Genomic DNA, 22,261 nt, shown 5'->3' with positions numbered 1-22,261 from the left:
ATTTATATAAATTAATTCATTGTGCAACGATTATTGTAAATACTTCGCTTGTAGCTTCTTCGTTAACATCGAGCTCATCATCGCCCTAAGCGCTGCAGGTTTGATTAACTTCCGCATAAAGCCAATATCAGCAGCTAAAGTTTTATCTTCTAAGTCGCTATCAGTGGTCGCAGTAATTAAAATGGCAGGCACATAATGTCGACTCATTTTTCTCAATTTAGCAATTAAAGCAATGCCGTTATAGTTAGCGTCAAGTTGATAATCGACTAACAAAATTTCAATATCGTTTTTATGAATATCATACAGTGAAAGCGCCTGCTGATAAGAATCTGCCGCTAATACATTACAATCCCAAGCGGTTAACAGTTCAACCATGCCGTTTAATACATCAGGGTCGTTATCAATACACATGACAGTTACATCTCTCAAGCCTATATTCGCTTTAGGTTTTACCGCTAAAACTTCTTGTTGTTCTTGCGCTCTTTCAACGTTAATAGAGAACTTGCAACCGAAACCCACTTTAGAGATCAAGGCTAAAGGATGGTCTAACAATTGCGCTAAACTTTGCGTAATATTTAAGCCTAAACCAAGCCCGCCAGCAGATGAACTTTGCTGATTTTCTAATTGTGTAAACTGTTCAAAAACTAATGTTTGTTTATCCTCAGGAATACCAGGGCCGTTATCAAGTACTTGAATATCAACGTTACCACCTTTGGATCTTGCTCCTAATAACACTTTACCTGGGCTCGCATATCGAAACGCATTACCGATTAAATTTTGCAGTATCCGACGTAATAAACTTCTGTCTGAGCGTAGCCACAGACTATTATTACAATGCACTCTAAACTCAATATCGAGATCAACAGCACTGGCAGAAAATTCTTTAGCAAGATCATCAAACAAAGATTTTACTGAAAACCTACTGATTTTAGGCTTAATATTACCACTTTCAATACGTGCGATTTCAGCAAGATCTGCCACTAAGTCATTTGCAACTTTGAGTGAATGATCTATGTTATCTACCTGCCGTTGCTGAGTAGCCGTTAAGTTTCCTTGACTCGATAATGCCGAAGTAAATAAACGTGCTGCCTCTAATGGTTGCATTAAATCGTGGCTACATGCTTTTAAATATAAACTTTTTTTAACATGTGCTTGTTCAGCTTTCTCACGTGCTAATGCTAAAGCATCATTGGTTTGTTCTAGTTTTTGTGTCCGCTCAAGTACCCGAGTCTCCAAATCAACATTCGCTTCTTTCAAACCTTTTTCTGCTTGACGATAAGTGGTGATATCAGAGAACAACATAACAAAACCACCACCTGGCAGCGGATTACCTTCAATACGAATAACTCGGCCATCGCTATGTTCGCGTTCAGAGCTATGTGGACTACCATTACGCAAATGCTCAAGGCGTTTATTTACTTGCTCTTCAACTTTACCAACACCGCATAAGCCACGTACCACGTTAAAGCGAATTAAATCACTGATCGGGCTACCTTGGTAAATAAGTTCACTAGGGTAGGAAAATAAATCAATATATTTTTTATTCCAAGCAACAAGATTTAATTCACTATCGACAATAGAAATGCCCTCACTGGCGTTTTCAATAGCACTTTGTAATAAGTCTTGGCTATATTGTTGACGCTGGCTTGATGCTTCTTCTACCAATACGGCTATTTCATCTAAAGCAATATCACGCCCTTCTAATGCCGATGATAAAACTAAACGTGCTGACGAAGCCCCCATAACACTGGCTAACGTGTTTTCTGTGTGCTGCAGTAATTTCTGGTTATAGGCAACATGACTCATTTGGGCTTTGTCTATCGAACGTTGAAATTGCTTAAAACTAGTGATGGTTTTTTTCTCACCAACAAATCGAGAAACTAACAACTCCAACTCTTGATAGTTAATTTGTTTATTACGCTGTAATTGCAAAGCTTTCGGTGCTTGGTATTCCATAAATAACGAAGCTTGCATGCGCTCTTGTACACTCTGACGACTAACATGAGAAAGCAACCACATCGCAATAATATTAACGGAAAGTGACAACAAGCTTGCCATTGAATTGGCGGGTAAAAAGCTGCCTTCAAATGGGTGCGGGTAAACACCAAACTGAGGAATAAAGTTCAGAGTAAGCCATGCAGAAAACCCAATAGCAATACCGCCATAAACGGCGGTTAATGTTGCTCTGCGCCAGTAAAAAGCAGCAACTAAAGCGGGAGTTAATTGCGCAAAAGCACCAAATGCTATTTCACCTAACGAGCTCAAGGTATCTGGCGATGCCATTAAAAATACGCTATAACCTAATAAAATAACAAATAAAACTAAGACTTTACGAATGGTTAATAACCGTAAGCGAAATTTATCATAATCGGAATCATGATTTTTATTTGCGCGATACAGCCAAGGGAAAACAATCTCATTACTGAGCATGGTACTCAAAGCAATAGAAGAAATAATGACCATCGAACTTGCAGCAGAAATCGCACCTAAGAAGGTAAATAGTGTTAACCAAGGTTGTTGTTGGTACCAAGGTAAAAATAATACATAAGCGTCAGACGGAACCGTACCTCCTAATAATAAATCCCCTGCCAAGCCTAACGGTACCGCAAAAATAGCAAAAATTAATAAATAAAGCGGGAAAATACGACGACTCAACCAAGTGTCTTTTTCATCTTTTAGCTCAACCACCATAACTTGAAATTGACGAGGTAAAGATAAAAAGGCCGCCATTGTGATCACTAACATGGCAAACATTGACATTACATTCGGGAAACTCAGTTGTTGATCAAGTTGTAGACTTACCGATGAGCGGCGCCAAAGCTCCATAGGCGAATCAAACAAGACATAAGTGACAAAAATACCGACCGCGATAAAAGCAAATAGCTTCACTAAAGACTCAAAAGCAATGGCGAGCATAACCCCAGGGTGCCGTTCAGTAACATCGATATTTCTCACACCAAAGACAATTGTAAATCCTGCTAAGAGTAAGCTCACCACCAACCCAAAATGCCAATTGGCGAGACTTTGCTCTGCTTGTAATTGTTGAAAGGTATAAACAATCGCTTTTAATTGCAGCGCAATATAAGGCATGGTGCCAATTAACGCTACAATCGTGACTAAAATAGCTAAGTTATGCGACTTACCAAAGCGTGCTGCTAACAAGTCAGCAATGGAGGTGAGATTGAGCTTTAAACTTACCCGTATAATGCGTTGAATAAAGGGCCAGGCAAAAATAAAAAGTAATATTGGCCCTAAATATATTGGTAAATGAGAAATAAAGTTATTAGATGCTTGTCCGGGTGTGCCTAAAAAACTCCAAGACGTACAATACACCCCAAGCGTTAAGGCATAAATTATCGCTTGGCTTTTACGCAATAATTTATGTCGATACTTATCCCCAATATAGGCAATAAAAAACAGCAAACCTATATAAGCAAAACTTAAGCCCGCTAATTGCCAATTTGGAAACATTGAATTTCTCTATAACTTAAACGATGTGTTTTAACATATGATTATATTAATTTATTTACGTCTGTCATTAAACTTATCATTCGAAGGTTAATGGCTACTGTATAGTTTGAGTATAAAATTCAGCAATATATTGTCCGCCTTTTATATTCGCTATTACCCGTAATTTTTGCTTATCACTTTTAGCTGAAATTTTGTTTCGCAAAGGCGTTGGACTCTTCCAATAATATGCATTGTCAATCATACCTAGTGGGTATGCATTAACTTGGTTATCGTTATCAACGATAAAGAATGTTGCGCTGTCGAGCGGAAATGTTGAATTTAACGTAGTCGTTCCTGCTTCATCATATATATTGACTTCAAATTCACCTGATTTCAAAATACATTTTTTATTAATAACATCACAATGTCCAAAAGGGACCATATTAAATACCCTTTCTTGATCCGCTTTATTTTCAAGATAAAAATCTGACGCTATGTAGCCACCCAAAATAAGAAACGGTGCCACCATTAAAGCTACTTTTGTATGACGGTTCATGATCATCCTCTTTAATATTCAATTGTAAACGTTATGCTGTAGCACTATAAGTAGTGCCGATAATACAAAGCCGATTCGCTTTAAGTCCTCCTTAAATCAGAAAAATTAAAGGCCCCAAAGTGGAGCCTTTATTCATTGAATATACAATTCCATTACTTGTTATTAATGGTCATGTGCTGCCGAAACCCCACCATGTGGCGTACGGAAGTTTTCAACTAATTGTTGAATATGAGCTGGTGCTGGACCGGTAAATTTCAACACAGTAAATGCTACTGCAAAGTTAACAACCGCACCAACTGAACCGAAGGCATTTGGAGAAATACCAAAGAACCAGTTAGGACCCATATCTCCTAAGAATGAAGTACCTGGGATAAACATAATACCTTTATGTTGGAATACATAAAGCATAGTTACACCGATACCTGAAATCATACCAGCAACGGCTGCTTTTCCACTCATTTTCTTAGCGAATATACCCATCATTAGTGCAGGGAATATTGACGATGCAGCTAAACCAAAGGCCAGTGCAACCGTACCAGCGGCAAAGCCAGGCGGATTTAAACCTAGCCAACCAGCCACCAATACCGATATTGTCATTACAATACGACCAGCCATTAACTCATTCTTCTCTGTTAAATCGGGCGTTAATATACCTTTCATTAAATCATGAGAAATTGAGGATGATATGGCTAATAATAAACCAGCAGCCGTAGACAATGCAGCAGCTAAACCACCCGCAGCAACTAAAGCTATTACCCAGTTAGGTAGGTTAGCAATTGCAGGGTTAGCCAATACCATAATGTCACGGTCAACTTTAATCATTTCATTGGTTTCTTTATCAGCAGTGTACTGAATTTTACCATCGCCATTTTTTTCTTCATATTGTAATAGACCGGTATTTTCCCAATCTTTAAACCACTGAGGACGCTCAGCATATTCAAGATTTTGACCTGCTACTGGTTCAATGGTGTTCATTAAGTTTAAACGAGCCATAGCGCCAACTGCAGGAGCAACGGTATATAACAAAGCAATAAATACTAAGGCGTAACCGGCTGATTGACGTGCTGCTTTAACTGAAGGAACTGTGAAGAAGCGCATAATAACGTGCGGTAAACCTGCAGTACCAATCATCAGAGATAAGGTATAAGCAAACATGTTTACTGTGCCGCCCATGTTATCCGTGGTGTATTCTTTAAAGCCTAAATCTGTAACCACCATATCTAACTTATCAAGTAAGTAAACACCACTACCGTCAGCTAAAGTAGAACCTAAACCTAATTGTGGAATTGGGTTACCCGTTAACTGCAATGAAATAAACACGGCTGGAATGGTGTAAGCAAAAATCAATACACAGTACTGAGCAATTTGCGTGTAAGTAATACCTTTCATACCACCTAATACTGCATAAACCCAAACAACGAACATACCGATGTAAAGACCTAAATCGTAGTCAACTTCTAAGAAGCGAGAAAAAGCAACACCTACACCCTTCATTTGACCGATAATGTAAGTTAATGAAGCAATAATTAAACAAACAACCGCGACTATACGAGCCGTTTTTGAATAATAACGATCATATATAAATTCAGGTACGGTAAATTTACCGTGTTTGCGCATGTAAGGTGCAAGTAGCATGGCTAATAATACATAGCCACCGGTCCAACCCATTAGGAATACAGAGCCCCCGTAACCTAAGAATGAGATCATACCGGCCATTGAAATAAATGACGCAGCACTCATCCAATCGGCACCAATAGCCATACCATTTTGCATAGGTGTTACACCACCACCAGCCACATAAAAATCACTTGTTGAGCCGGCACGTGCCCACCAAGCTATACCGAAATAAATAGCGAAAGAACCAAATACGGCAATGTATGTATAAATCTTTAACTCATCCATTATGATTCCTCCACGTTATATTTTTTATCAAGGTCGTTCATTTTCTTGGTATACCAAAAAACTAAACCGACAAATGTGTAAATCGAACCTTGTTGTGCAAACCAGAAACCTAGTTTGTACCCACCCAATCGAATCTCATTTAATGGCTCTACAAGCAATAAGCCAAAGCCAAACGAAACTACAAACCAGATAGCAAGACATATAAATATTAGGCGCAGATTCTCTGTCCAATATGTTGCATTACCTTCCATCATTCTCTCCTAGCAATTATTCTTATCAAACATAATCAGCTTAATAAGCACAGCGTTTTATGATTTTTATACGCTATATACCAAATTGATTTTCAATTGGTATTACCTGTTGTTTAAGAGAGGTTGACTATTAATTCGACCCGCTGGTAAAACCAACATTGGATAAATGAATACTTAACCTACTCTAAGTTACACACTAGCAATATTATTTCGGCGCTTATATTAAACTTTAGTCTAGAACGTGATTCTAACGGTTGACTTAAGTCGCACAATTCCCCTAAATACAGTAAGTGTATTTACTTGAGATATTGTTATGGACTCAGCATTAAGTGAAATCAGTGAATTTATTCAAGCGATTCCTCCTTTGGACTTATTGCCGAGTAATATCATTGAGCAAATAGTAAAAGAGATCAGCATTAGTTATGTTCGTCGCGGCCAATCACTGTCAGCCACAAGCGATGAAGAAGCGAATATCTACATACTTCGCAAGGGTGCTTTAAGTTACTTTAGCGAAGATGAAAAGTTATTAGCAAAGTATAGTGAAGGGGAGATATGTTCGGCTTTTTGTTTGAGTCAGCATGGGCATACAACCCCAAATATTACCTCGGATGAAGATACCTTACTCTATGGAATTAATTACAATAATTTTCAGCAATTAATTAAAGAGTTCCCTGATGTAATAACCTACTTTCAACACACTTCAGAGCAAAGACTGAATAAAAAAATGTTGCAAGTAAATGAAGAAGCAATAGTAAACTCTTCCTTATTGAATAGCCCAATTGACAATTTTTATCACAGCCCTGTAGTAACGATTAGTCCGAATAAAACGATTCAACAAGCAGCAATTATGATGACCGAGCAAGGCTTTTCTTGTTTAGTAATTACTGAAAATGAACAGCCATTAGGCATAGTCACCGATAAAGATATTCGTCGTCGATGTGTGGCGCAAGGACTAAGTATAGAACAACCTGTTAGTGCAATTATGACGGATGATATGACCACCATAGATGTTAATAGCACCGCTTACGATGCATTAATGAAAATGACACAAAAGCATATACATCACTTACCCGTGACCGCTAATAACCAACTTAAAGGCATGGTTACCGTCACCGACTTAATGAATAATGAAGGACAAAATGCCGTTAACATTACCAGCGTTATTCATAAAGCAACCTCTGTAGTCGAGCTAACTGAAATAAGTAGCATGATACCTAAGCTACAAATTCGTATGGCTAAATTAGGCACTACTGCTGATCATGTAGGTAAAAGTATTAGCGCTATTACCATGGCATTTACTATTCGTTTAATAGAAATGGCTGAAAAGTTATTAGGTCCACCACCCGTACCTTATGCATGGTTAGCCGCAGGCTCTCAAGCGCGGCAAGAGCAATTTGCGCACTCAGATCAAGATAACGCCTTGATCATATCTAACGACCTAAAACCAGAACATGGCTATTGGTTTAAAGACCTTGCTACGTTTGTGTCTGATGGCTTAGCCGCTTGCGGGTTTATTTACTGCCCAGGCAATGTCATGGCCACAAACCCACAATGGTGTAAAACCCAAAAACAATGGTCACAATATTTTTTTCATTGGATAAACACACCTGAGCCAAAAGCCTTAATGCATTGCAGCACTTTTTTTGACTTGACCACCGTTTATGGCGACAGCCAATTATTAGAAAAAGTGCGATCGAAGATGTTAAAAACCACTAAGAGCAGTACGTTATTTATCGCTCACTTGTCACGTAATGCCTTAAATTTAAGGCCACCATTGGGCTTTTTTCGTGACTTCGTTTTAAAGCAAAATGGCGAAAATAAAGCAACACTAGATTTAAAGCATAATGGAATTGCCCCCATAGTAGACCTTGCGCGTATTTATGCTTTATCAGAAGGAATTTCTTCTGTTAATACCATAGAACGACTAAAGCAAGCAGCAGGCACACCTTCATTATCAACAGCATCGGCAGCAAATCTTGTTGATGCATTTGAATTTCTCAGTATGTTACGCATGGTTAATCAAGCCGATAAATTACAACAAGGGCTAGAGCCGAATAATTATTTATCGCCAAAAGATATTTCAAAACTTGAACGAGAACATTTAAAAGACGCTTTTAAAGTGATCAAAACCATGCAAGACAGTCGCCAATCCACTTACTAAAAACAGTACTTATTATGTTAAACCATCATCCACTAATGCGTTGGCTAATCGGCTACGAAGCGCAACGAAAACGCATGTTAGCGCGCGCCCCAAAGGGGCCATTACATGACTTTCTTAGCGTGCCTTTTCCTTTGCTTTACACACCCGTTGACCAAATACCGATATTAGCAGTAGATTTTGAAACCACGGGCTTAGATGCTATTCAAGACAAGCTACTCAGTGTTGGTTGTGTTGAGCTAAATCAAAGACAAATTAAAATTGGCACAAGCTATCATCAAATCATTCAAACTCAAGGGAGTTTAAAAGCAGATAATGTCACTATTCATCAAATTACTGATGACCAGAAAGATCAAGGTAAACCTTTAGCCGAAGTGGTTGCTGCGCTACTTAAAATGCTAGCCGGCAAAGTCATGCTAGTGCATTTTGCTCGTATTGAGCGGCAATTTTTACAGCAAGCATGTATCGAGCTATATGGTATGGCGCCGGTATTTCCAATGATTGATACTTTAGTTATTGCAAAAAAGAAGCTTGATAAACGCGATGTGGCTTATGACCCTTCAGAGTTAAGGCTTTCAGCTTTGCGCGCAAAGTACCTATTACCAAGTCACTATGCCCATAATGCCTTAAATGATGCCATTGCTACCGCTGAGTTACTGTTAGCACAAACGAGTAAAAAAAATGAAGATTTAACGCTTCAACAATTGATTTTATAACTCAAGCTAACGCCTTATTTTTGCTAAATACAAAAATAGCTTGGTCTTGAGCAAAACTATGAGATAATTGACACTGCAATCACATACCTATGGTCAATTATGAAACTTTTAGTTCGCAACCTTTCTCGTTCAACAACTGAACAAGAACTCCGTATTTTATTTTCTGCTCACGGCAACGTAACTGAATGTACTTTAGTTTTGGACCAAGCAACCGCAAAATCAAAAGGTTTTGGCTTTGTTGAAATGCCAAATGAAAAAGAAGCTAAAGACGCTTTAAAAAACCTTCATGAAACCAAAGTTTCAAATAATAAAATTCGCGTTAAAATCGCACAATAATTTATCACTTTGATAGAAAATAAAAACCAGCATTATGCTGGTTTTTTTGTCTCAAGGGTTTGTAGTCCTTACCTCTAAAAACGATAAATGAACTCTTATACGCTATGCTTCAAAACCACCTCAAAATAGCGCATAGAAATCGGTTGTTTTTAACCATAAAAATTAACCTTTTTTATCGCTAGATTTAACCCAGTAAATACCTACAAGCCTTATCACAATTACTCTGATGAATGATAAAAAGCTAAATATTTCATGAAAAGTGTCATGTTTGTTTCATAAGTGTAATGTTTTGTAAAAAAGCACTTATTAAATTTCTTCTTACATAAAATTGGCTTAGAATGATCGTTCATTCTACATTCTATATTTAAAATTAAAGGTATTTAACATGTTGCGTTCTCGTATCGCTTTATCTCTATTTTCAGCCCTTGTTGCTATGGTTGCTTTAACAGGTTGTGAACAAGCGACTGGACAGCCACAAGCTTCAGGTCCTCAAGCCGTTCCCGTTGGTGTTATTACTTTAAAAAGCCAAGCGCTTACGCTAAAAAAAGAATTACCTGGGCGTATTAATGCCTTTCAAATCGCGGAAATTCGTCCTCAAGTCAGTGGTATTGTTCAATCTCGCTTATTTACCGAAGGTAAGCGCGTAGAAAAAGGCGAGTCACTTTATCAAATTAATCCTGATACTTTTAAGGCACAGCTAGCCGTAAGTGAGGCAGCAGTTGCAAGTGCGCAAGCGAGTATTGCAAGCAGTAAATCTAAAGCGACTCGTTTCAAGGAATTATTAAAAATTCAAGCCGTTAGCCAGTTAGATTTTGATGAAGCAGATGCAGCATATAAACAAGCACTAGCTGCTTTGCTTACCGCCAAAGCGCAACTTCAAACAGCGCAAATCAACCTCGATTACAGTCATGTTTCGTCGCCTATTAGCGGCCAAATCAGTAAATCAAGTGTCACCGTTGGTGCTTTAGTTAGTGCAAATCAAAGTACTGCATTAGCAACAGTTACCCAGCTTGACCCTATTTATGTTGATTTAACACAATCGAGCAATGAGCTTACAAGACTCAAGAAAGCATTAGCAACAGGTGCCTTAACAGTAGATGCTGCAAACCAAACAGACGTTGAATTAACTATGGAAGATGGTTCAGTTTACCCGCATAAAGGCACTTTACAGTTCTCTGAAGTAACAGTTGACCCAAGCACAGGTTCAGTAACCTTACGTGCACAATTTCCTAATCCAGAAAACTTTTTACTTCCAGGTATGTACGCTCGCGCCTCTATTGTTGAAGGTGTTGTCAGCGATGCTATTTTAGTACCGCAGCGTGGTGTCAGCCGAAATTCTAAAGGTGAGCCAACAGCTATGGTGGTAAATAAAGATAACAAAGTAGAAAGCCGTGTTTTACAAGTTGATAGAACCATTGGCTCAAATTGGTTGGTTACCAATGGCATAAAAGCTGGCGAAAAGTTAATTATTGAAGGCTTACAGAAAATTCGACCTGGCAGTGCAGTTGCTCCTGAAGAAGCAGAGTCGACTTTACATTCTACAACTAACAAAGCGCAATAACGGAGTATTCAATGTCACGATTTTTCATCGACCGACCTATATTTGCTTGGGTACTTGCTATAGTTGTCATGCTAGCAGGGGTTTTAGCGATTAATGGTTTACCTGTTGCACAATATCCTTCAATTGCGCCACCTGCTATTAGTATTTCAGCTAACTACCCAGGAGCGTCAGCAAAAACACTCGAAGACTCGGTAACCCAAGTTATTGAACAGAAAATGAAAGGGCTTGATGGCTTACTTTATATGTCGTCAACGTCTGAATCCAGTGGTTCAGCAACGCTTACGCTTACTTTTAGTGCTGATACCGACCCAGATATTGCCCAAGTTCAAGTGCAAAATAAATTAGCTACCGCAACACCATTACTGCCAGAAGAAGTACAACGTCAAGGCGTGGTGGTAGCAAAATCTGCCCGTAACTTTTTATTAGTTGTTGGCTTTGCCTCTCAAGATGGCAGCATGAGCAATATCGATATTGGTGATTATGTCTCTTCAAATGTACAAGACATAGTTTCACGAGTTAATGGCGTTGGTGAAGTACAACTATTTGGTTCACAATATGCGATGCGTATTTGGTTAGATCCCGCCAAGTTACAAGACTTTAATTTAAACCCTGCCGACATAAGTGCGGCAATAAGTGCACAAAATGCCCAGGTTTCTGCCGGTCAATTGGGCGGAATGCCCTCTGTTGAAGGTCAACAACTTAATGCCACTGTTACTGCACAAAGCCGTTTACAAACGCCAGAACAATTTAAAAACATCTTTGTTAAAACCAATAGCGATGGCTCTGTAGTACGTCTTGAAGATGTTGCTAAGGTAGAGCTTGGTGGTGAAAATTACGGTGTAGTAGCACGTTTCAATGGTAAGCCTGCATCAGGCTTAGGGGTTAAGCTAGCCAGTGGTGCTAATGCGCTTGATACCGCTGCCGGTGTTAAAAAAGCATTAGCCGAATTACAACCGTTTTTTCCTGAAGGCTTAGTATCTGTTGTACCTTATGACACGACACCTTTTGTGGCTTTGTCTATCGAAAAGGTCGTTCACACCCTAATTGAAGCGGTTGTTTTAGTATTTGTAGTTATGTACCTATTTTTACAAAACTTTCGTGCGACACTTATTCCTACAATAGCAGTACCGGTTGTACTTCTGGGTACCGTTGGTATTTTATTCGCTTTTGGTTATTCAATTAATACCTTAACAATGTTTGCTATGGTATTAGCCATAGGCTTGCTCGTTGATGATGCGATTGTTGTTGTAGAGAATGTTGAGCGTTTAATGACTGATGAAAAGCTTTCTGCGCTAGATGCAACTCGAAAGTCCATGGATGAAATTAAAGGTGCCTTGGTAGGTATTGCCATGGTGTTATCTGCAGTATTTATTCCAATGGCGTTTTTTAGTGGTTCTACGGGTGTTATTTATAGACAGTTCTCTATTACGCTGGTATCAGCCATGGGGCTTTCAGTATTAGTTGCTCTTATATTAACGCCTGCATTGTGTGCAACGTTATTAAAGCCAAGCCATGTACATAATAACAATAGCTTAATAGGTAAGTTCTTTTCAGGCTTTAACCGCGGATTTGATAAAACGAATGCCGGCGCACAAAGCTTTGTTGCTAGAATGATCAACCACTCTAAACGTTATTTAATTATTTATGCCATGATTGTTGGCGGCATGGTCTATGTTTTTTCAAGCTTACCTACCGCTTTTTTACCTGATGAAGATCAGGGGCTTTTATTCAACCAAGTTATGTTACCTGCTGGTTCAACTACCCAAGAGACATTAGAGGTAGTTAAAAAAGTAGAAAATCATTACTTAAATGAACAATCAGAAGCCGTAAAAGGTATATTCACCGTTACTGGTTTCAGCTTTGCGGGCTCAGGACAAAACTCAGCGATTGGTTTTGTTAGCTTAAAGCATTGGGATGAACGACAACGCCACGACCTGTCAGTTTGGGCGGTTGCAGGTAAAGGTATGCAATTTTTCTCAACGATTAAAGAAGCATTTGTTTTTGCCTTCCCACCACCTGCTATTGTTGAATTAGGTACCGCAAACGGCTTTAATATGTTTTTACAAGACCGTGTAGGCATGGGCCACGAGGCGCTTTTAAATGCACGAAATCAATTATTGGGCTTGGCAGGCCAAAGTAAGATTTTAGCTGGTGTGCGCCCTAATGGGCAAGAAGACATGCCAGAGCTAAAACTTGATATAGATTTAGCCAAAGCACAAGCCCTTGGTGTATCACAAAGTACCATTAATAGTACGCTTTCTACCGCTTGGGGTAGCAGTTACGTTAACGACTTTATCGACCGTGGCCGTGTTAAAAAAGTATATCTTCAAGGTAGTGCAGATTCTCGTATGGTGCCCGAAGATCTTAATAAATGGTATGTGCGAAATAATCTTGGCGATATGGTGCCTTTCTCGGCATTTGCGAGCTCTTATTGGTCTTATGGCTCTCCACGTTTAGAAAGATATAATGGATTTGCTTCAATGGAAATTCAAGGTAGTGCCGCGCCTGGTTATAGTACGGGTCAAGCCATGGACGAAATGGAACGATTGGTTAATCAACTGCCTCAAGGTTTTGCTTCTGAGTGGACAGGCATTTCATTTCAAGAACGCTCAAGCGGTGGACAAGCGCCACTGTTATACGGTCTTTCATTACTGTTTGTATTCTTATGTTTAGCCGCACTATATGAAAGTTGGTCTGTACCCTTTGCCGTTATGTTGATTGTACCTTTGGGTATATTTGGTGCCATCATGGCAGCTTTTGGTGGCGGCTTATCAAACGATATTTACTTACAAGTAGGCTTGTTAACTACCATAGGTTTAGCGTCGAAAAATGCGATATTAATTGTTGAATTTGCTATTCATCAAATGGAAGAAGAAGGCCTAGAACTTGTTGATGCAGCCATTGCCGCTGTTCGACTTCGTTTGCGTCCTATTTTAATGACATCAATGGCCTTTATTTGTGGTGTATTACCGCTAGCTATTGCATCTAGTGCCGGTTCAGGTGCCCAGAATGCCCTAGGTATTTCAATTATTGGTGGCACACTGGCATCGTCAATTTTAGTGGTGGTGTTTGTACCCGTATTTTTCGTTATTGTTCGTCGAATATTTCCAGCTACAACTAATGGCAGCAATGATAAAGCGGCACTTTAAACTAAAGCACTTTAATAACCTACTTAAATTTATTTTAAGTAGCACTTAAATATGGTTTTTATCGGGCCAATAGGCTCGATAAAGGAAATTTAAATGAAAACAAAAAAATACGCAGATCCTGCACTCGCTAAAGCACGCCGCGAACAAGTACTTAGTGCTGCCGCTGAATGCTTTCATCGTAAAGGTTATCACGGTGCAGGCATGGCCGAAATATCACGAACTGCCGGTATGAGTGCTGGACATATTTATAATTACTTCGATAGTAAAGAAGCGATTATTGAAAGTATTATTGAGCAAGATATGGAAGAAATGTTTTCTATCTTTCAACAATTTGAAGATCATCCAAGTGATGTGCTTACTGCGCTTTTAGATGGATTAAATATGGGTGTATCACGACATATGGATACAGGCTCATGTGTTATAAATTTAGATATGATGGCCGAAGCTAATAGAAATTACAAAGTAGCAAAACTCTTACGTGAATCTGATTTAAAAGCCAGAAATCGCATGAGGCAATTGTTAATTAGTGACAGAAGTGTGTTAAAAAACCAATCGGAAGAAGAGATTGAAAGTCGCATTAACGTTATTTTTTCTGTGATGGCAGGGTTACTACTGCGAAAAGTGTTACACCCAGAACTTACTGAAGAAACGGTTCTTATCGCACTTCGACCAGCAATGAAAACCTTACTTATGCCATTTGAACAAGCGCAATTAAAAGCACAGTAAATTTTCACTCAGTAGCTAAATAGCTTGTTTAGGCTTCTTATTTAGGTGCTGAGTAATAATCTTGTTTCGCATGTTGTAAATAATGGCTCGATAAGACCACAAAATCATCAATTGAGCTATTTAAACTACTCGCTGAAATAAACAAATGCGCGCCAAGTGCTTGGTGCAATATTTCACAATGATGCAAGAAACCTGCCAAAGGCCCTTTAATCACTTCACCGGTTGTTAACCGATAAGGCTCAAAATTTAATACCCCTTGCTCCATGGTAATAAGTTGCTGCTTTATGCAATAGTGAATAAGCGGCTTTTGTTCGTGAATCATTCGATTGGCTAATCGTAACGATATATTACTCGCAAGTGCATCTACAGAGTATAGTTTAATCCCAACGTAACTCAGCTCTTGTCGCTCAATGCCAACGGTATTAGTAACACTATGAATATTTCGAATATGTTGCCATTTAAGCTTCCAGCGTCCATGACGATGGTAAAACGTTAACGTTTCAGGTGCTAATATTAAGCTATGTTGAGGCTCTGCAAGTTTTAATAAGCCAATAAAAATAGTTACCAAGCAAGTTAACACCATAAACATCAGCACAAACCTAGCTTGGTGCCAATAATTAAAACAAAAACCTAGCACAATAACTAACGCAATAAGCCCCAGCAAGGTAATAAACAAACCATGATGACGAGCGATAGCTTTAATTTTTCTGGTGGTAATAGTCGTTGTCATGGTCATTTGCTGTTAGTTAAATAATTTGTGTATTTAATATTTGTGCATATTTTTTTGTTTAGTATATACTCAGCGCGTTTTCGCTACTAAGCAACAAATTTATCGAAATTTGTTTGAACAACTCAATTAATAGTAAATAAAAGGTAAATAAAATGACAAAGAATAAAGTAAAAAAACAACTCAAAAACCAAGGGGGTTGTGAATTAGGCCGAGGGGTAATTAAAGATAACTTTTTAGCCGCTGTAGTTACATCTAAGTTATTTAAGCAACAAGTTATAACAGCAAAAAAAGGTAAAGGCGCTTATCAAAGAACGCAAAAACATAAAGGACAAGAGTCCTATTTAATAGCGGTTTAATTCTTAAGAATATAACCGCTATTAAATAGGGCTTTAGTTTTATATAGCTAAATTAAAGGTGTATTTTTCGCAGTACTTGGTTGGCTTTATCTAACTGCCCTTGATGCTCAAGTACTTGTGAAAAAGCCAGTAAATCGATTTTATCGTATTGCTGTTCTTCAAGGTTTACTAAGCTGTTGAAGGCTTTTTCGGCTAATGACCACTGTTTAGAAGCTGCGGCAAAGTGTGCAACTAAAGATAACCAAAGCGCATTATTAGGCTGGTTGTGTAAGTGCTTTTGAGCTGCCGCCATCAAACTATCGTCATGAGTAATAGGCAATGTTCTTAGTGCTTTTAATAAGCTTAACGCGTTGCCTTTTTTAATGATCGGTAATAATAATTTTTCCAAAGGTTCATTGATTTGATTTTCTGCCAACACTTGGCAATAAGTCATAATTACAACTTCATTCTGCTTGATTTTTTTCGGCAGCTGTTGCCAATATTCAACTAATGCCGAGCTGTCGTGCTGCTTTATTTGCTGATTAAATGCACCATAAAAAGCTTGTTGTTGCCATAAGGTTATCGTCTCGATACTAATAGATTTTTCTTTTTGAGCCGCGTTAAACTGCTTGATTGCATAATCAAAGCGCTGCTCAATTAAACTTAATTCTATTTCCAGCTTTAGTAATCGTGCGTCATGTCCAATATGCTTGTGGTGTTCATCTATAATCGTGCGTGCTAGTTGATAGTTTTTTTGTCCCATCAATAATTTAACTTTAATTATTATCGCTTCTAAGCCCGTTTCTTTAATACTGGTCGTTGTGTTTTCTAATAAACCTAAATAATGATCAGTATTGGGCTTTAATGCTTGTTTCTGAGCGGCATCAGCGGCAACAAGGTAAGCAATATGCTCAAAGGTAGAGCCGTCAGCAGACTTAGCTAACAAATGCTCAGCTTGTTTGTAATCACCTAGCACATAGGCAGCAATACCTTTATTAAAGTCTTTAAGCGCTTTTCGACGACTGGCAAAAGAAATTTTATTCCAAGCTTTAAAGCTAAAGTTAACTCCGCCGCGGAAAAATTTTATGATAAGTGCCAAGGTAAAAAAGCATAATGCCAGCGTTATAATTGCGGTAATGACTGTTGTTTCAATGGCTGAATCGCCAATAGAAATCAGAATATAGCCTTTTTCTCCAATTAACATAGGCGTTACAACAACGACACTAAGAAATAAAATCAGCAATAATAAAAGTCGTTTCATTATAATTCCTCGCTCAGTTCAGAGCTTGTTGCTGGCTCTGGCGTAGCTGGCGGTGTTTCAACGCTCTTACTGCTATCAAAAGTCTCTACTGAAGACGACTCTTTATCCGACAACACTTGTCGAATGGCCTGTAATGAGGCAAGCTTATTTGGGTAATCAACTTTGATAGTGGCTGTTTTTAACGTATTTATTGTCTGAAGAAAATGTTGGTTTTCATCTGTTGTTAGATCAAAATATTCATTAATCCAACGCTCTGTAGCATTAAGTGACTGCAGATAAATCTCGTTTTTAGATTTACTCGCCGCCCAAATAGCCGTTTGCACTTTTAAACTTAAGTTTTCACGCAAATTTTGCTGAAACTGTGGCGACATTAATGGTTCAATGTTGCCGGTTCTGCGTGTAACAGTGAAAAACTCATCAATAAACTTACGCCATGTTTTCGCCAGGTTTTCACGCCAGTCAGCTGCGTTATCGGTTAACGCTAATGAATTCTGAGCTGGATTTAAATCTGGAATTTCAAATAACGCCATTGGCAATGTGGCAATTTGTTGTTCAAGTACCATTAACTTTAAAATTACATCATCGGTCGCCAATGTAGGTAATAGCTGTAATTGCGCAACATCTTGTTGAATAGTTTGGCGCAATGCTAAAAATTGAGGATCATTTAATTCTTTTATACGCAATTCAGCATCTTTAAGCAGGCTAACCGCTGTACTTGGCGTTTTTTCTAACCATAAACTCCTTGAAGCAACTCGAATTAGGTATTCAGCTTCTTGTAAGAGCCAATCACTGGGTTGATTTTGTCCTAAGCTAGCCAGTTTTTGCTTTAATTGAGTAAGCGTAGTCTGGTTACTATTTTCAATACGATTTATTTGGGCAACTTTATCAGCTAATGCGTTAATTTCGTTAGTATTGCTTAATTTACTTTTAGCAAACTGTTGGTTAATTTTCTGACTAATATTTTGGCTGTTACTTGCAAGCTGTTGGGCTACTTGCTGTTGGTTTTCAATAAGCTTGCGCTCTAAAACATCATTGAGTTGTTGGCTGTATTGCGCCTTTTGCTGCTCATTCCAATAAAAGTGGCCAGCGCTGGCCAAAATTGCAAGCAAAGCAATTATTAAAGCGATAATACCAACTTTAGAAATTTTATTATGCTGCGCTTTAGTCGTGGCATTTTTATCAATAGGCTTTTTAGTGCTAGCCGTTGTTGGCTTACTTGATGCGGTAGTCGCGTTATTTTTCAATGGGGCTTCGCTCTTTTCATTAGTTTTTTTCGAAGATGGCTCAGTTGGCTTTTGGCTTGCTGCACTGGGTGCTTTTTCTGACTGGTTTTCATTAGGTGCAATAATAGCAGGATTTTCAGGTACGACTTCATTCGCTGAACTAACCTTAATGGTGGCAGATAAACCTGTTTGCTGCTCAACATTACTGTTTGAAGCTGAAGATTTATCATCAGATTTAGTTTGCTTAGGTTGTTTTTTATCGCTCATGAACTGATCCTATCTTGCATGGTTATTACTACATACTTTACTTTTATAGCTTACTTAAGCGCTATTTCACTTTTTGTGCTTTCGCTAACCTGACAAGCAAGCGTTCGTATAATGGCAATGGTATTAGCGCCGTTAGCATTTACTACGCGCTGAATACCCATAGTTTTGGCATTTTCAGCAATTCTTTGGCTCGCAACGACCCATAAACATTGTTGTTGCCAGTATGGGTCTGAACCCTTAATTAAGTTTACTATGAATTCTAGCAAAGCGTTACTAGTGATTAAGATACAATTTATCTGTTGCTGATGCCATGTTTTGATGATCTTTTGTGGGTAATTTCGCCAAACACGTCGATAACTTTCAAAATAATGCACAGTAGCACTACGCTGACGTAACGCATCAGCTATTAGCTCTCTACCGCCATCGCCACGTATAATCAGCACATTTTTATTTTGTACATTTTTCAAAGGTAATAGCGCTAAAACCCCATCACTGTCGTGCTTTTCGGGAACCAATGCGTTGATGTCTAACGCTTTTAGCGCTTGTTGAGTAGCACTACCTACCGCAATAACGATTTCTGCAGGCCATAACGATATTGGCATTAATTTTTGCGCAAACTCAACCGCTGCTACGCTAATAAAAATAACAATAGGTGATACTAACTGTTTTTGCAGTGTCTGTAATTGATCAAGGTTTTCGGCGGCTTGATAATCGAAAAATGGCTGGCAATAACTGCCATAGCCATATTGCTCTAGACAAGTTTGTAGCTCGCGCCCTGCTTTTTCCGGGCGCGTGATTAATACATTAAGTTTATGATTGTTCATATACCTGACGAAGAATTTTATCAGCGCCTTTAGCCAAGAGATTTTCAGCTAATTGGTTGCCTAATTGTGCGGCCTGGTCAATATTGCCACGTACTTCGCTGGTTAATATTTCGCTGCCATCGATAGCGCCGACTAAACCACGCAAATATAACTGTTGCTCTTCAAACACAGCGTAACTGCCTATTGGCACCTGACAACCACCTTCAAGCGCTCGGTTCATGGCACGCTCTGCAACCACTCTAACACGTGTATTTTCACATGCTAACGGTGCAAGTAAGGCTTTTATTATCGTATCTTCATTTCGACATTCAATACCGACAGCGCCCTGGCCATTAGCAGGCAACATAACTTCTGGCTCAATATATTCTTGAATACGTTCAGGCATTTCTAAGCGAATTAGGCCTGCTGCCGCTAAAATAATCGCATCGTATTCACCATTATCAAGCTTTTTAAGGCGGGTATTAACGTTACCTCTAAGATCGCGAATATCAAGGTCTGGACGCAGTGCTTTAATTTGACATTGACGACGTAAGCTTGAAGTACCAACAATAGCGCCTTGCGGTAAATCAGCAAGACTTTTAATGGTGTTAGAAACAAACGCATCACGCGGATCTTCACGTGGACAAATTATTTCTAATCCTAAACCTTCAGGGAATTCAACCGGTACATCTTTCATTGAGTGCACCGCAATATCAGCACGGTTCTCTAACATCGCCACTTCAAGCTCTTTTACAAACAAACCTTTACCGCCAACTTTTGCTAGCGGCGTATCAAGAATAATGTCACCTTTTGTGGTCATGGGAACCAGTTCAACATTAATACCTGGATGAAAGTGCTCAAGTTTCGCTTTCACATATTCGGCTTGCCACAACGCTAACGCGCTTTTTCGAGTGGCAATACGTACGGTGTGTTGTGTCATTTCAATTACCTTAATTAATATTTATTGCGCAGTAAGCACGATGGCTTGTTCTGCTTGTTTGCTGACCGCATGAGATAAAAAATGCCATAGCTCATCGCCACCGCGTTTATCTAACCATTGCTCATTTTCGAAATGAAAATGGTGGCCATTAAATTTTGTTGCTACCCAAATTTCATGTAAGGGCGCTTGTTTGTTAATGATGATTTTACTGGCGTTTTTAAAGGTCAGCGTTAACATACCGCCAACACCTTCATAATCGATATCGCAACCGCAATCTTCAATGGCTTCTTCTACCGCAAGTAAAATATTTTCAGCGGCTATATTGTATTGACTATCATTCATTAACTATTCCTTTCTACCGGTACATTAAGATTGTTTAATCTTTGCTTGGTAATTGTTGGTCAAGGGATTATAAAACGTCTATCATGGGAAAAAAATCGAATAAATCAATTATGCGTAAACAAATTGTAATTATTTTCTTCAGCTTGGTTAGTTTAGTAATCATAACAGGCTGTGGTATTAAAGGTCCTTTATACCAAACTCCTGAGCAACAGCAAGAGAACTTGCCTAAAACAAGTGAAGAAACAGACAAAAATAGCGATAAATCTAATTTAAAGCATTAGGAATAACGGCATTGGACTTTTTTAATCGTAAACAACACTCATTATACGCCGAGCAATGTCAGGTTACTGAGTTAGCAAAGCAATATGGTACACCACTCTATATTTACTCTCGAGCGACTATCGAGCGTCATTGGCATGCCTTCGATCAAGCGGCTGGCGATCGCCCGCACCTTGTTTGCTACGCCGTAAAAGCCAATAGCAATATTGGTGTGTTAAATGTAATGGCTAGACTAGGCTCAGGCTTTGATATTGTTTCTAAAGGTGAGCTAATGCGTGTGGTTGAAGCAGGTGGCGATCCTAAAAAGGTGGTTTTTTCAGGCGTTGGTAAAACATCTGATGAAATAGCTTATGCCTTAAATCTTGATATTTATTGTTTTAATGTAGAGTCAGCGGCAGAGTTAGATCGCATTCAAGATGTCGCCAAAGGCTTAAATAAAGTAGCCCCAATTTCTTTACGGGTTAATCCCGATGTTGATGCTGGTACACACCCTTATATTTCAACAGGCTTAAAAGAGAATAAGTTCGGTATTAGTATTGAACATGCCCCAGCACTTTATCAATATGCAGCAACGTTATCGCACATTAATATTCAAGGTGTTGATTGCCATATAGGTTCGCAACTTACCGAGGTTTTACCTTTTTTAGACGCTCTCGATCGCGTGTTAAAATTAGTTGATCAACTCGCTGAGCAAGGCGTTGTATTATCACATATTGATGTTGGTGGTGGTTTAGGTGTTTGTTACGACGACGAAAAGCCACCGCACCCACAAGAATATGCTGAAGCTATTGCGCAAAAGTTAGTAGGTCGAGACCTCAAGCTAATTTATGAGCCGGGCCGAGCGATTATGGCCAATGCCGGTATTTTAGTGACTGAAGTAGAGTATCTAAAAGAAAATGAAGATCGAAATTTCGCCATTGTAGATGCCGCGATGAACGATTTGATCAGACCCGCACTATATCAAGCTTGGCAGGCGATTATTCCTGTTGAACAGCGTGATGATATAGCCAGTGCACAATATGATATTGTCGGGCCAATCTGTGAAACAGGGGATTTTCTTGGTAAAGATAGAAGCTTAGCCATACGCGCGGGTGACTTACTTGCTATTCGTAGTGCGGGTGCTTACGGTTTTACGATGAGTTCAAATTACAATAGCCGACCACGCGCAGCCGAAGTCATGGTTGATGGCACTGACAGTTATTTAGTGAGAAAACGCGAAACCTTAAGCCAATTATGGCAAGGTGAAAGCATATTACCTTCATAGTGGAAGATAAGC

At 38.9% G+C, this 22,261-nt stretch carries 19 protein-coding genes; 9 read left to right on the top strand and 10 right to left on the bottom strand.

Annotated features, from left to right (window positions below; translation table 11 throughout):
• Positions 1 to 30: 30 nt before the first annotated feature.
• The 4 genes from AC27H3_RS08215 to AC27H3_RS08200 form a co-directional block, all read right to left on the bottom strand.
• On the bottom strand, positions 31 to 3,471 hold the full coding sequence (locus AC27H3_RS08215) for a hybrid sensor histidine kinase/response regulator (RefSeq protein WP_487105230.1): 3,441 nt from the start codon (positions 3,469 to 3,471) through the stop codon (positions 31 to 33).
• Positions 3,472 to 3,565: 94 nt separating this feature from the next.
• Positions 3,566 to 4,006, bottom strand: coding sequence for a hypothetical protein (locus AC27H3_RS08210; protein ID WP_487105228.1), 441 nt, complete (start codon positions 4,004 to 4,006; stop codon positions 3,566 to 3,568).
• 162 nt (positions 4,007 to 4,168) lie between these two features.
• Positions 4,169 to 5,908, bottom strand: a complete 1,740-nt coding sequence (locus AC27H3_RS08205; protein ID WP_085300867.1) for a sodium:solute symporter family protein — start codon at positions 5,906 to 5,908, stop codon at positions 4,169 to 4,171.
• A complete protein-coding gene (locus AC27H3_RS08200; protein WP_487105226.1) occupies positions 5,908 to 6,159 on the bottom strand; it encodes a DUF4212 domain-containing protein in 252 nt (83 codons plus the stop codon). Before AC27H3_RS08200 ends, AC27H3_RS08205 begins: the two co-directional genes overlap by 1 nt.
• Before the next feature lie 313 nt (positions 6,160 to 6,472).
• Here AC27H3_RS08200 and AC27H3_RS08195 point away from each other — a divergent pair, with 313 nt between their 5' ends.
• The 6 genes from AC27H3_RS08195 to AC27H3_RS08170 all read left to right on the top strand — a co-directional run bounded on the left by AC27H3_RS08195 (position 6,473) and on the right by AC27H3_RS08170 (position 14,805).
• A complete protein-coding gene (locus AC27H3_RS08195; RefSeq protein ID WP_487105224.1) occupies positions 6,473 to 8,320 on the top strand; it encodes a putative nucleotidyltransferase substrate binding domain-containing protein in 1,848 nt (615 codons plus the stop codon).
• 14 nt (positions 8,321 to 8,334) lie between these two features.
• Positions 8,335 to 9,033, top strand: a complete 699-nt coding sequence (locus AC27H3_RS08190) for an exonuclease domain-containing protein (RefSeq protein ID WP_487105222.1) — start codon at positions 8,335 to 8,337, stop codon at positions 9,031 to 9,033.
• 99 nt (positions 9,034 to 9,132) lie between these two features.
• A complete protein-coding gene (locus tag AC27H3_RS08185) occupies positions 9,133 to 9,369 on the top strand; it encodes an RNA recognition motif domain-containing protein (protein ID WP_085300864.1) in 237 nt (78 codons plus the stop codon).
• Between the two features lie 385 nt (positions 9,370 to 9,754).
• Positions 9,755 to 10,930, top strand: a complete 1,176-nt coding sequence (locus AC27H3_RS08180; RefSeq protein WP_487105220.1) for an efflux RND transporter periplasmic adaptor subunit — start codon at positions 9,755 to 9,757, stop codon at positions 10,928 to 10,930.
• A gap of 11 nt (positions 10,931 to 10,941) precedes the next feature.
• Positions 10,942 to 14,079, top strand: a complete 3,138-nt coding sequence (locus AC27H3_RS08175) for an efflux RND transporter permease subunit (RefSeq protein WP_487105218.1) — start codon at positions 10,942 to 10,944, stop codon at positions 14,077 to 14,079.
• A gap of 93 nt (positions 14,080 to 14,172) precedes the next feature.
• Positions 14,173 to 14,805: a TetR/AcrR family transcriptional regulator gene (locus AC27H3_RS08170; protein WP_487105216.1), complete on the top strand. Its 633-nt coding sequence runs from the start codon at positions 14,173 to 14,175 to the stop codon at positions 14,803 to 14,805.
• A gap of 37 nt (positions 14,806 to 14,842) precedes the next feature.
• Here AC27H3_RS08170 and AC27H3_RS08165 read toward each other — a convergent pair whose 3' ends face one another.
• Complete coding sequence (locus AC27H3_RS08165; RefSeq protein WP_487105214.1) at positions 14,843 to 15,535, bottom strand: DUF2982 domain-containing protein; 693 nt, start codon at positions 15,533 to 15,535, stop codon at positions 14,843 to 14,845.
• Between the two features lie 152 nt (positions 15,536 to 15,687).
• Between AC27H3_RS08165 and arfA the strand changes: the two genes are divergently transcribed.
• Positions 15,688 to 15,891, top strand: coding sequence for an alternative ribosome rescue factor ArfA (gene arfA / locus AC27H3_RS08160; RefSeq protein ID WP_085300859.1), 204 nt, complete (start codon positions 15,688 to 15,690; stop codon positions 15,889 to 15,891).
• Between the two features lie 52 nt (positions 15,892 to 15,943).
• Here arfA and AC27H3_RS08155 read toward each other — a convergent pair whose 3' ends face one another.
• The 5 genes from AC27H3_RS08155 to cyaY are packed head-to-tail and all read right to left on the bottom strand — an operon-like array spanning position 15,944 to position 20,706.
• Positions 15,944 to 17,131 carry a heme biosynthesis HemY N-terminal domain-containing protein gene (locus tag AC27H3_RS08155; protein WP_487105212.1) on the bottom strand — a complete coding sequence of 396 codons (1,188 nt, stop codon included), beginning with the start codon at positions 17,129 to 17,131 and terminating at the stop codon, positions 15,944 to 15,946.
• Entirely contained in the window at positions 17,131 to 18,621 is a 1,491-nt protein-coding gene (locus tag AC27H3_RS08150; protein WP_487105210.1) for a uroporphyrinogen-III C-methyltransferase, read from the bottom strand. Before AC27H3_RS08150 ends, AC27H3_RS08155 begins: the two co-directional genes overlap by 1 nt.
• Positions 18,622 to 18,671: 50 nt before the next feature.
• Positions 18,672 to 19,445: a uroporphyrinogen-III synthase gene (locus AC27H3_RS08145; protein WP_487105209.1), complete on the bottom strand. Its 774-nt coding sequence runs from the start codon at positions 19,443 to 19,445 to the stop codon at positions 18,672 to 18,674.
• Positions 19,432 to 20,364 carry a hydroxymethylbilane synthase gene (hemC, locus tag AC27H3_RS08140; RefSeq protein WP_487105207.1) on the bottom strand — a complete coding sequence of 311 codons (933 nt, stop codon included), beginning with the start codon at positions 20,362 to 20,364 and terminating at the stop codon, positions 19,432 to 19,434. The genes AC27H3_RS08145 and hemC overlap by 14 nt, the downstream gene beginning before the upstream one ends.
• Positions 20,365 to 20,385: 21 nt before the next feature.
• On the bottom strand, positions 20,386 to 20,706 hold the full coding sequence (cyaY, locus tag AC27H3_RS08135; RefSeq protein ID WP_487105205.1) for an iron donor protein CyaY: 321 nt from the start codon (positions 20,704 to 20,706) through the stop codon (positions 20,386 to 20,388).
• Positions 20,707 to 20,816: 110 nt separating this feature from the next.
• Here cyaY and lptM point away from each other — a divergent pair, with 110 nt between their 5' ends.
• Positions 20,817 to 20,987: an LPS translocon maturation chaperone LptM gene (lptM, locus tag AC27H3_RS08130; protein WP_101685890.1), complete on the top strand. Its 171-nt coding sequence runs from the start codon at positions 20,817 to 20,819 to the stop codon at positions 20,985 to 20,987.
• A gap of 11 nt (positions 20,988 to 20,998) precedes the next feature.
• Positions 20,999 to 22,249, top strand: a complete 1,251-nt coding sequence (lysA, locus tag AC27H3_RS08125) for a diaminopimelate decarboxylase (protein WP_487105202.1) — start codon at positions 20,999 to 21,001, stop codon at positions 22,247 to 22,249.
• Positions 22,250 to 22,261 lie beyond the last annotated feature (12 nt).

The sequence above is a fragment of the Colwellia sp. NW0002-52-1 genome, assembly GCF_057550865.1.
Note: the sequence above shows the minus strand (reverse complement) of the source record. Positions and strands in the feature narration are given on the sequence as shown.

Coding starts and splice junctions, on each gene's coding strand:
- AC27H3_RS08215 (WP_487105230.1), bottom strand. CDS start 3,471: ATGTTTCCAAATTGGCAATTAGCGGGCTTAAGTTTTGCTTATATAGGT.
- AC27H3_RS08210 (WP_487105228.1), bottom strand. CDS start 4,006: ATGAACCGTCATACAAAAGTAGCTTTAATGGTGGCACCGTTTCTTATT.
- AC27H3_RS08205 (WP_085300867.1), bottom strand. CDS start 5,908: ATGGATGAGTTAAAGATTTATACATACATTGCCGTATTTGGTTCTTTC.
- AC27H3_RS08200 (WP_487105226.1), bottom strand. CDS start 6,159: ATGGAAGGTAATGCAACATATTGGACAGAGAATCTGCGCCTAATATTT.
- AC27H3_RS08195 (WP_487105224.1), top strand. CDS start 6,473: ATGGACTCAGCATTAAGTGAAATCAGTGAATTTATTCAAGCGATTCCT.
- AC27H3_RS08190 (WP_487105222.1), top strand. CDS start 8,335: ATGTTAAACCATCATCCACTAATGCGTTGGCTAATCGGCTACGAAGCG.
- AC27H3_RS08185 (WP_085300864.1), top strand. CDS start 9,133: ATGAAACTTTTAGTTCGCAACCTTTCTCGTTCAACAACTGAACAAGAA.
- AC27H3_RS08180 (WP_487105220.1), top strand. CDS start 9,755: ATGTTGCGTTCTCGTATCGCTTTATCTCTATTTTCAGCCCTTGTTGCT.
- AC27H3_RS08175 (WP_487105218.1), top strand. CDS start 10,942: ATGTCACGATTTTTCATCGACCGACCTATATTTGCTTGGGTACTTGCT.
- AC27H3_RS08170 (WP_487105216.1), top strand. CDS start 14,173: ATGAAAACAAAAAAATACGCAGATCCTGCACTCGCTAAAGCACGCCGC.
- AC27H3_RS08165 (WP_487105214.1), bottom strand. CDS start 15,535: ATGACAACGACTATTACCACCAGAAAAATTAAAGCTATCGCTCGTCAT.
- arfA (WP_085300859.1), top strand. CDS start 15,688: ATGACAAAGAATAAAGTAAAAAAACAACTCAAAAACCAAGGGGGTTGT.
- AC27H3_RS08155 (WP_487105212.1), bottom strand. CDS start 17,131: ATGAAACGACTTTTATTATTGCTGATTTTATTTCTTAGTGTCGTTGTT.
- AC27H3_RS08150 (WP_487105210.1), bottom strand. CDS start 18,621: ATGAGCGATAAAAAACAACCTAAGCAAACTAAATCTGATGATAAATCT.
- AC27H3_RS08145 (WP_487105209.1), bottom strand. CDS start 19,445: ATGAACAATCATAAACTTAATGTATTAATCACGCGCCCGGAAAAAGCA.
- hemC (WP_487105207.1), bottom strand. CDS start 20,364: ATGACACAACACACCGTACGTATTGCCACTCGAAAAAGCGCGTTAGCG.
- cyaY (WP_487105205.1), bottom strand. CDS start 20,706: ATGAATGATAGTCAATACAATATAGCCGCTGAAAATATTTTACTTGCG.
- lptM (WP_101685890.1), top strand. CDS start 20,817: ATGCGTAAACAAATTGTAATTATTTTCTTCAGCTTGGTTAGTTTAGTA.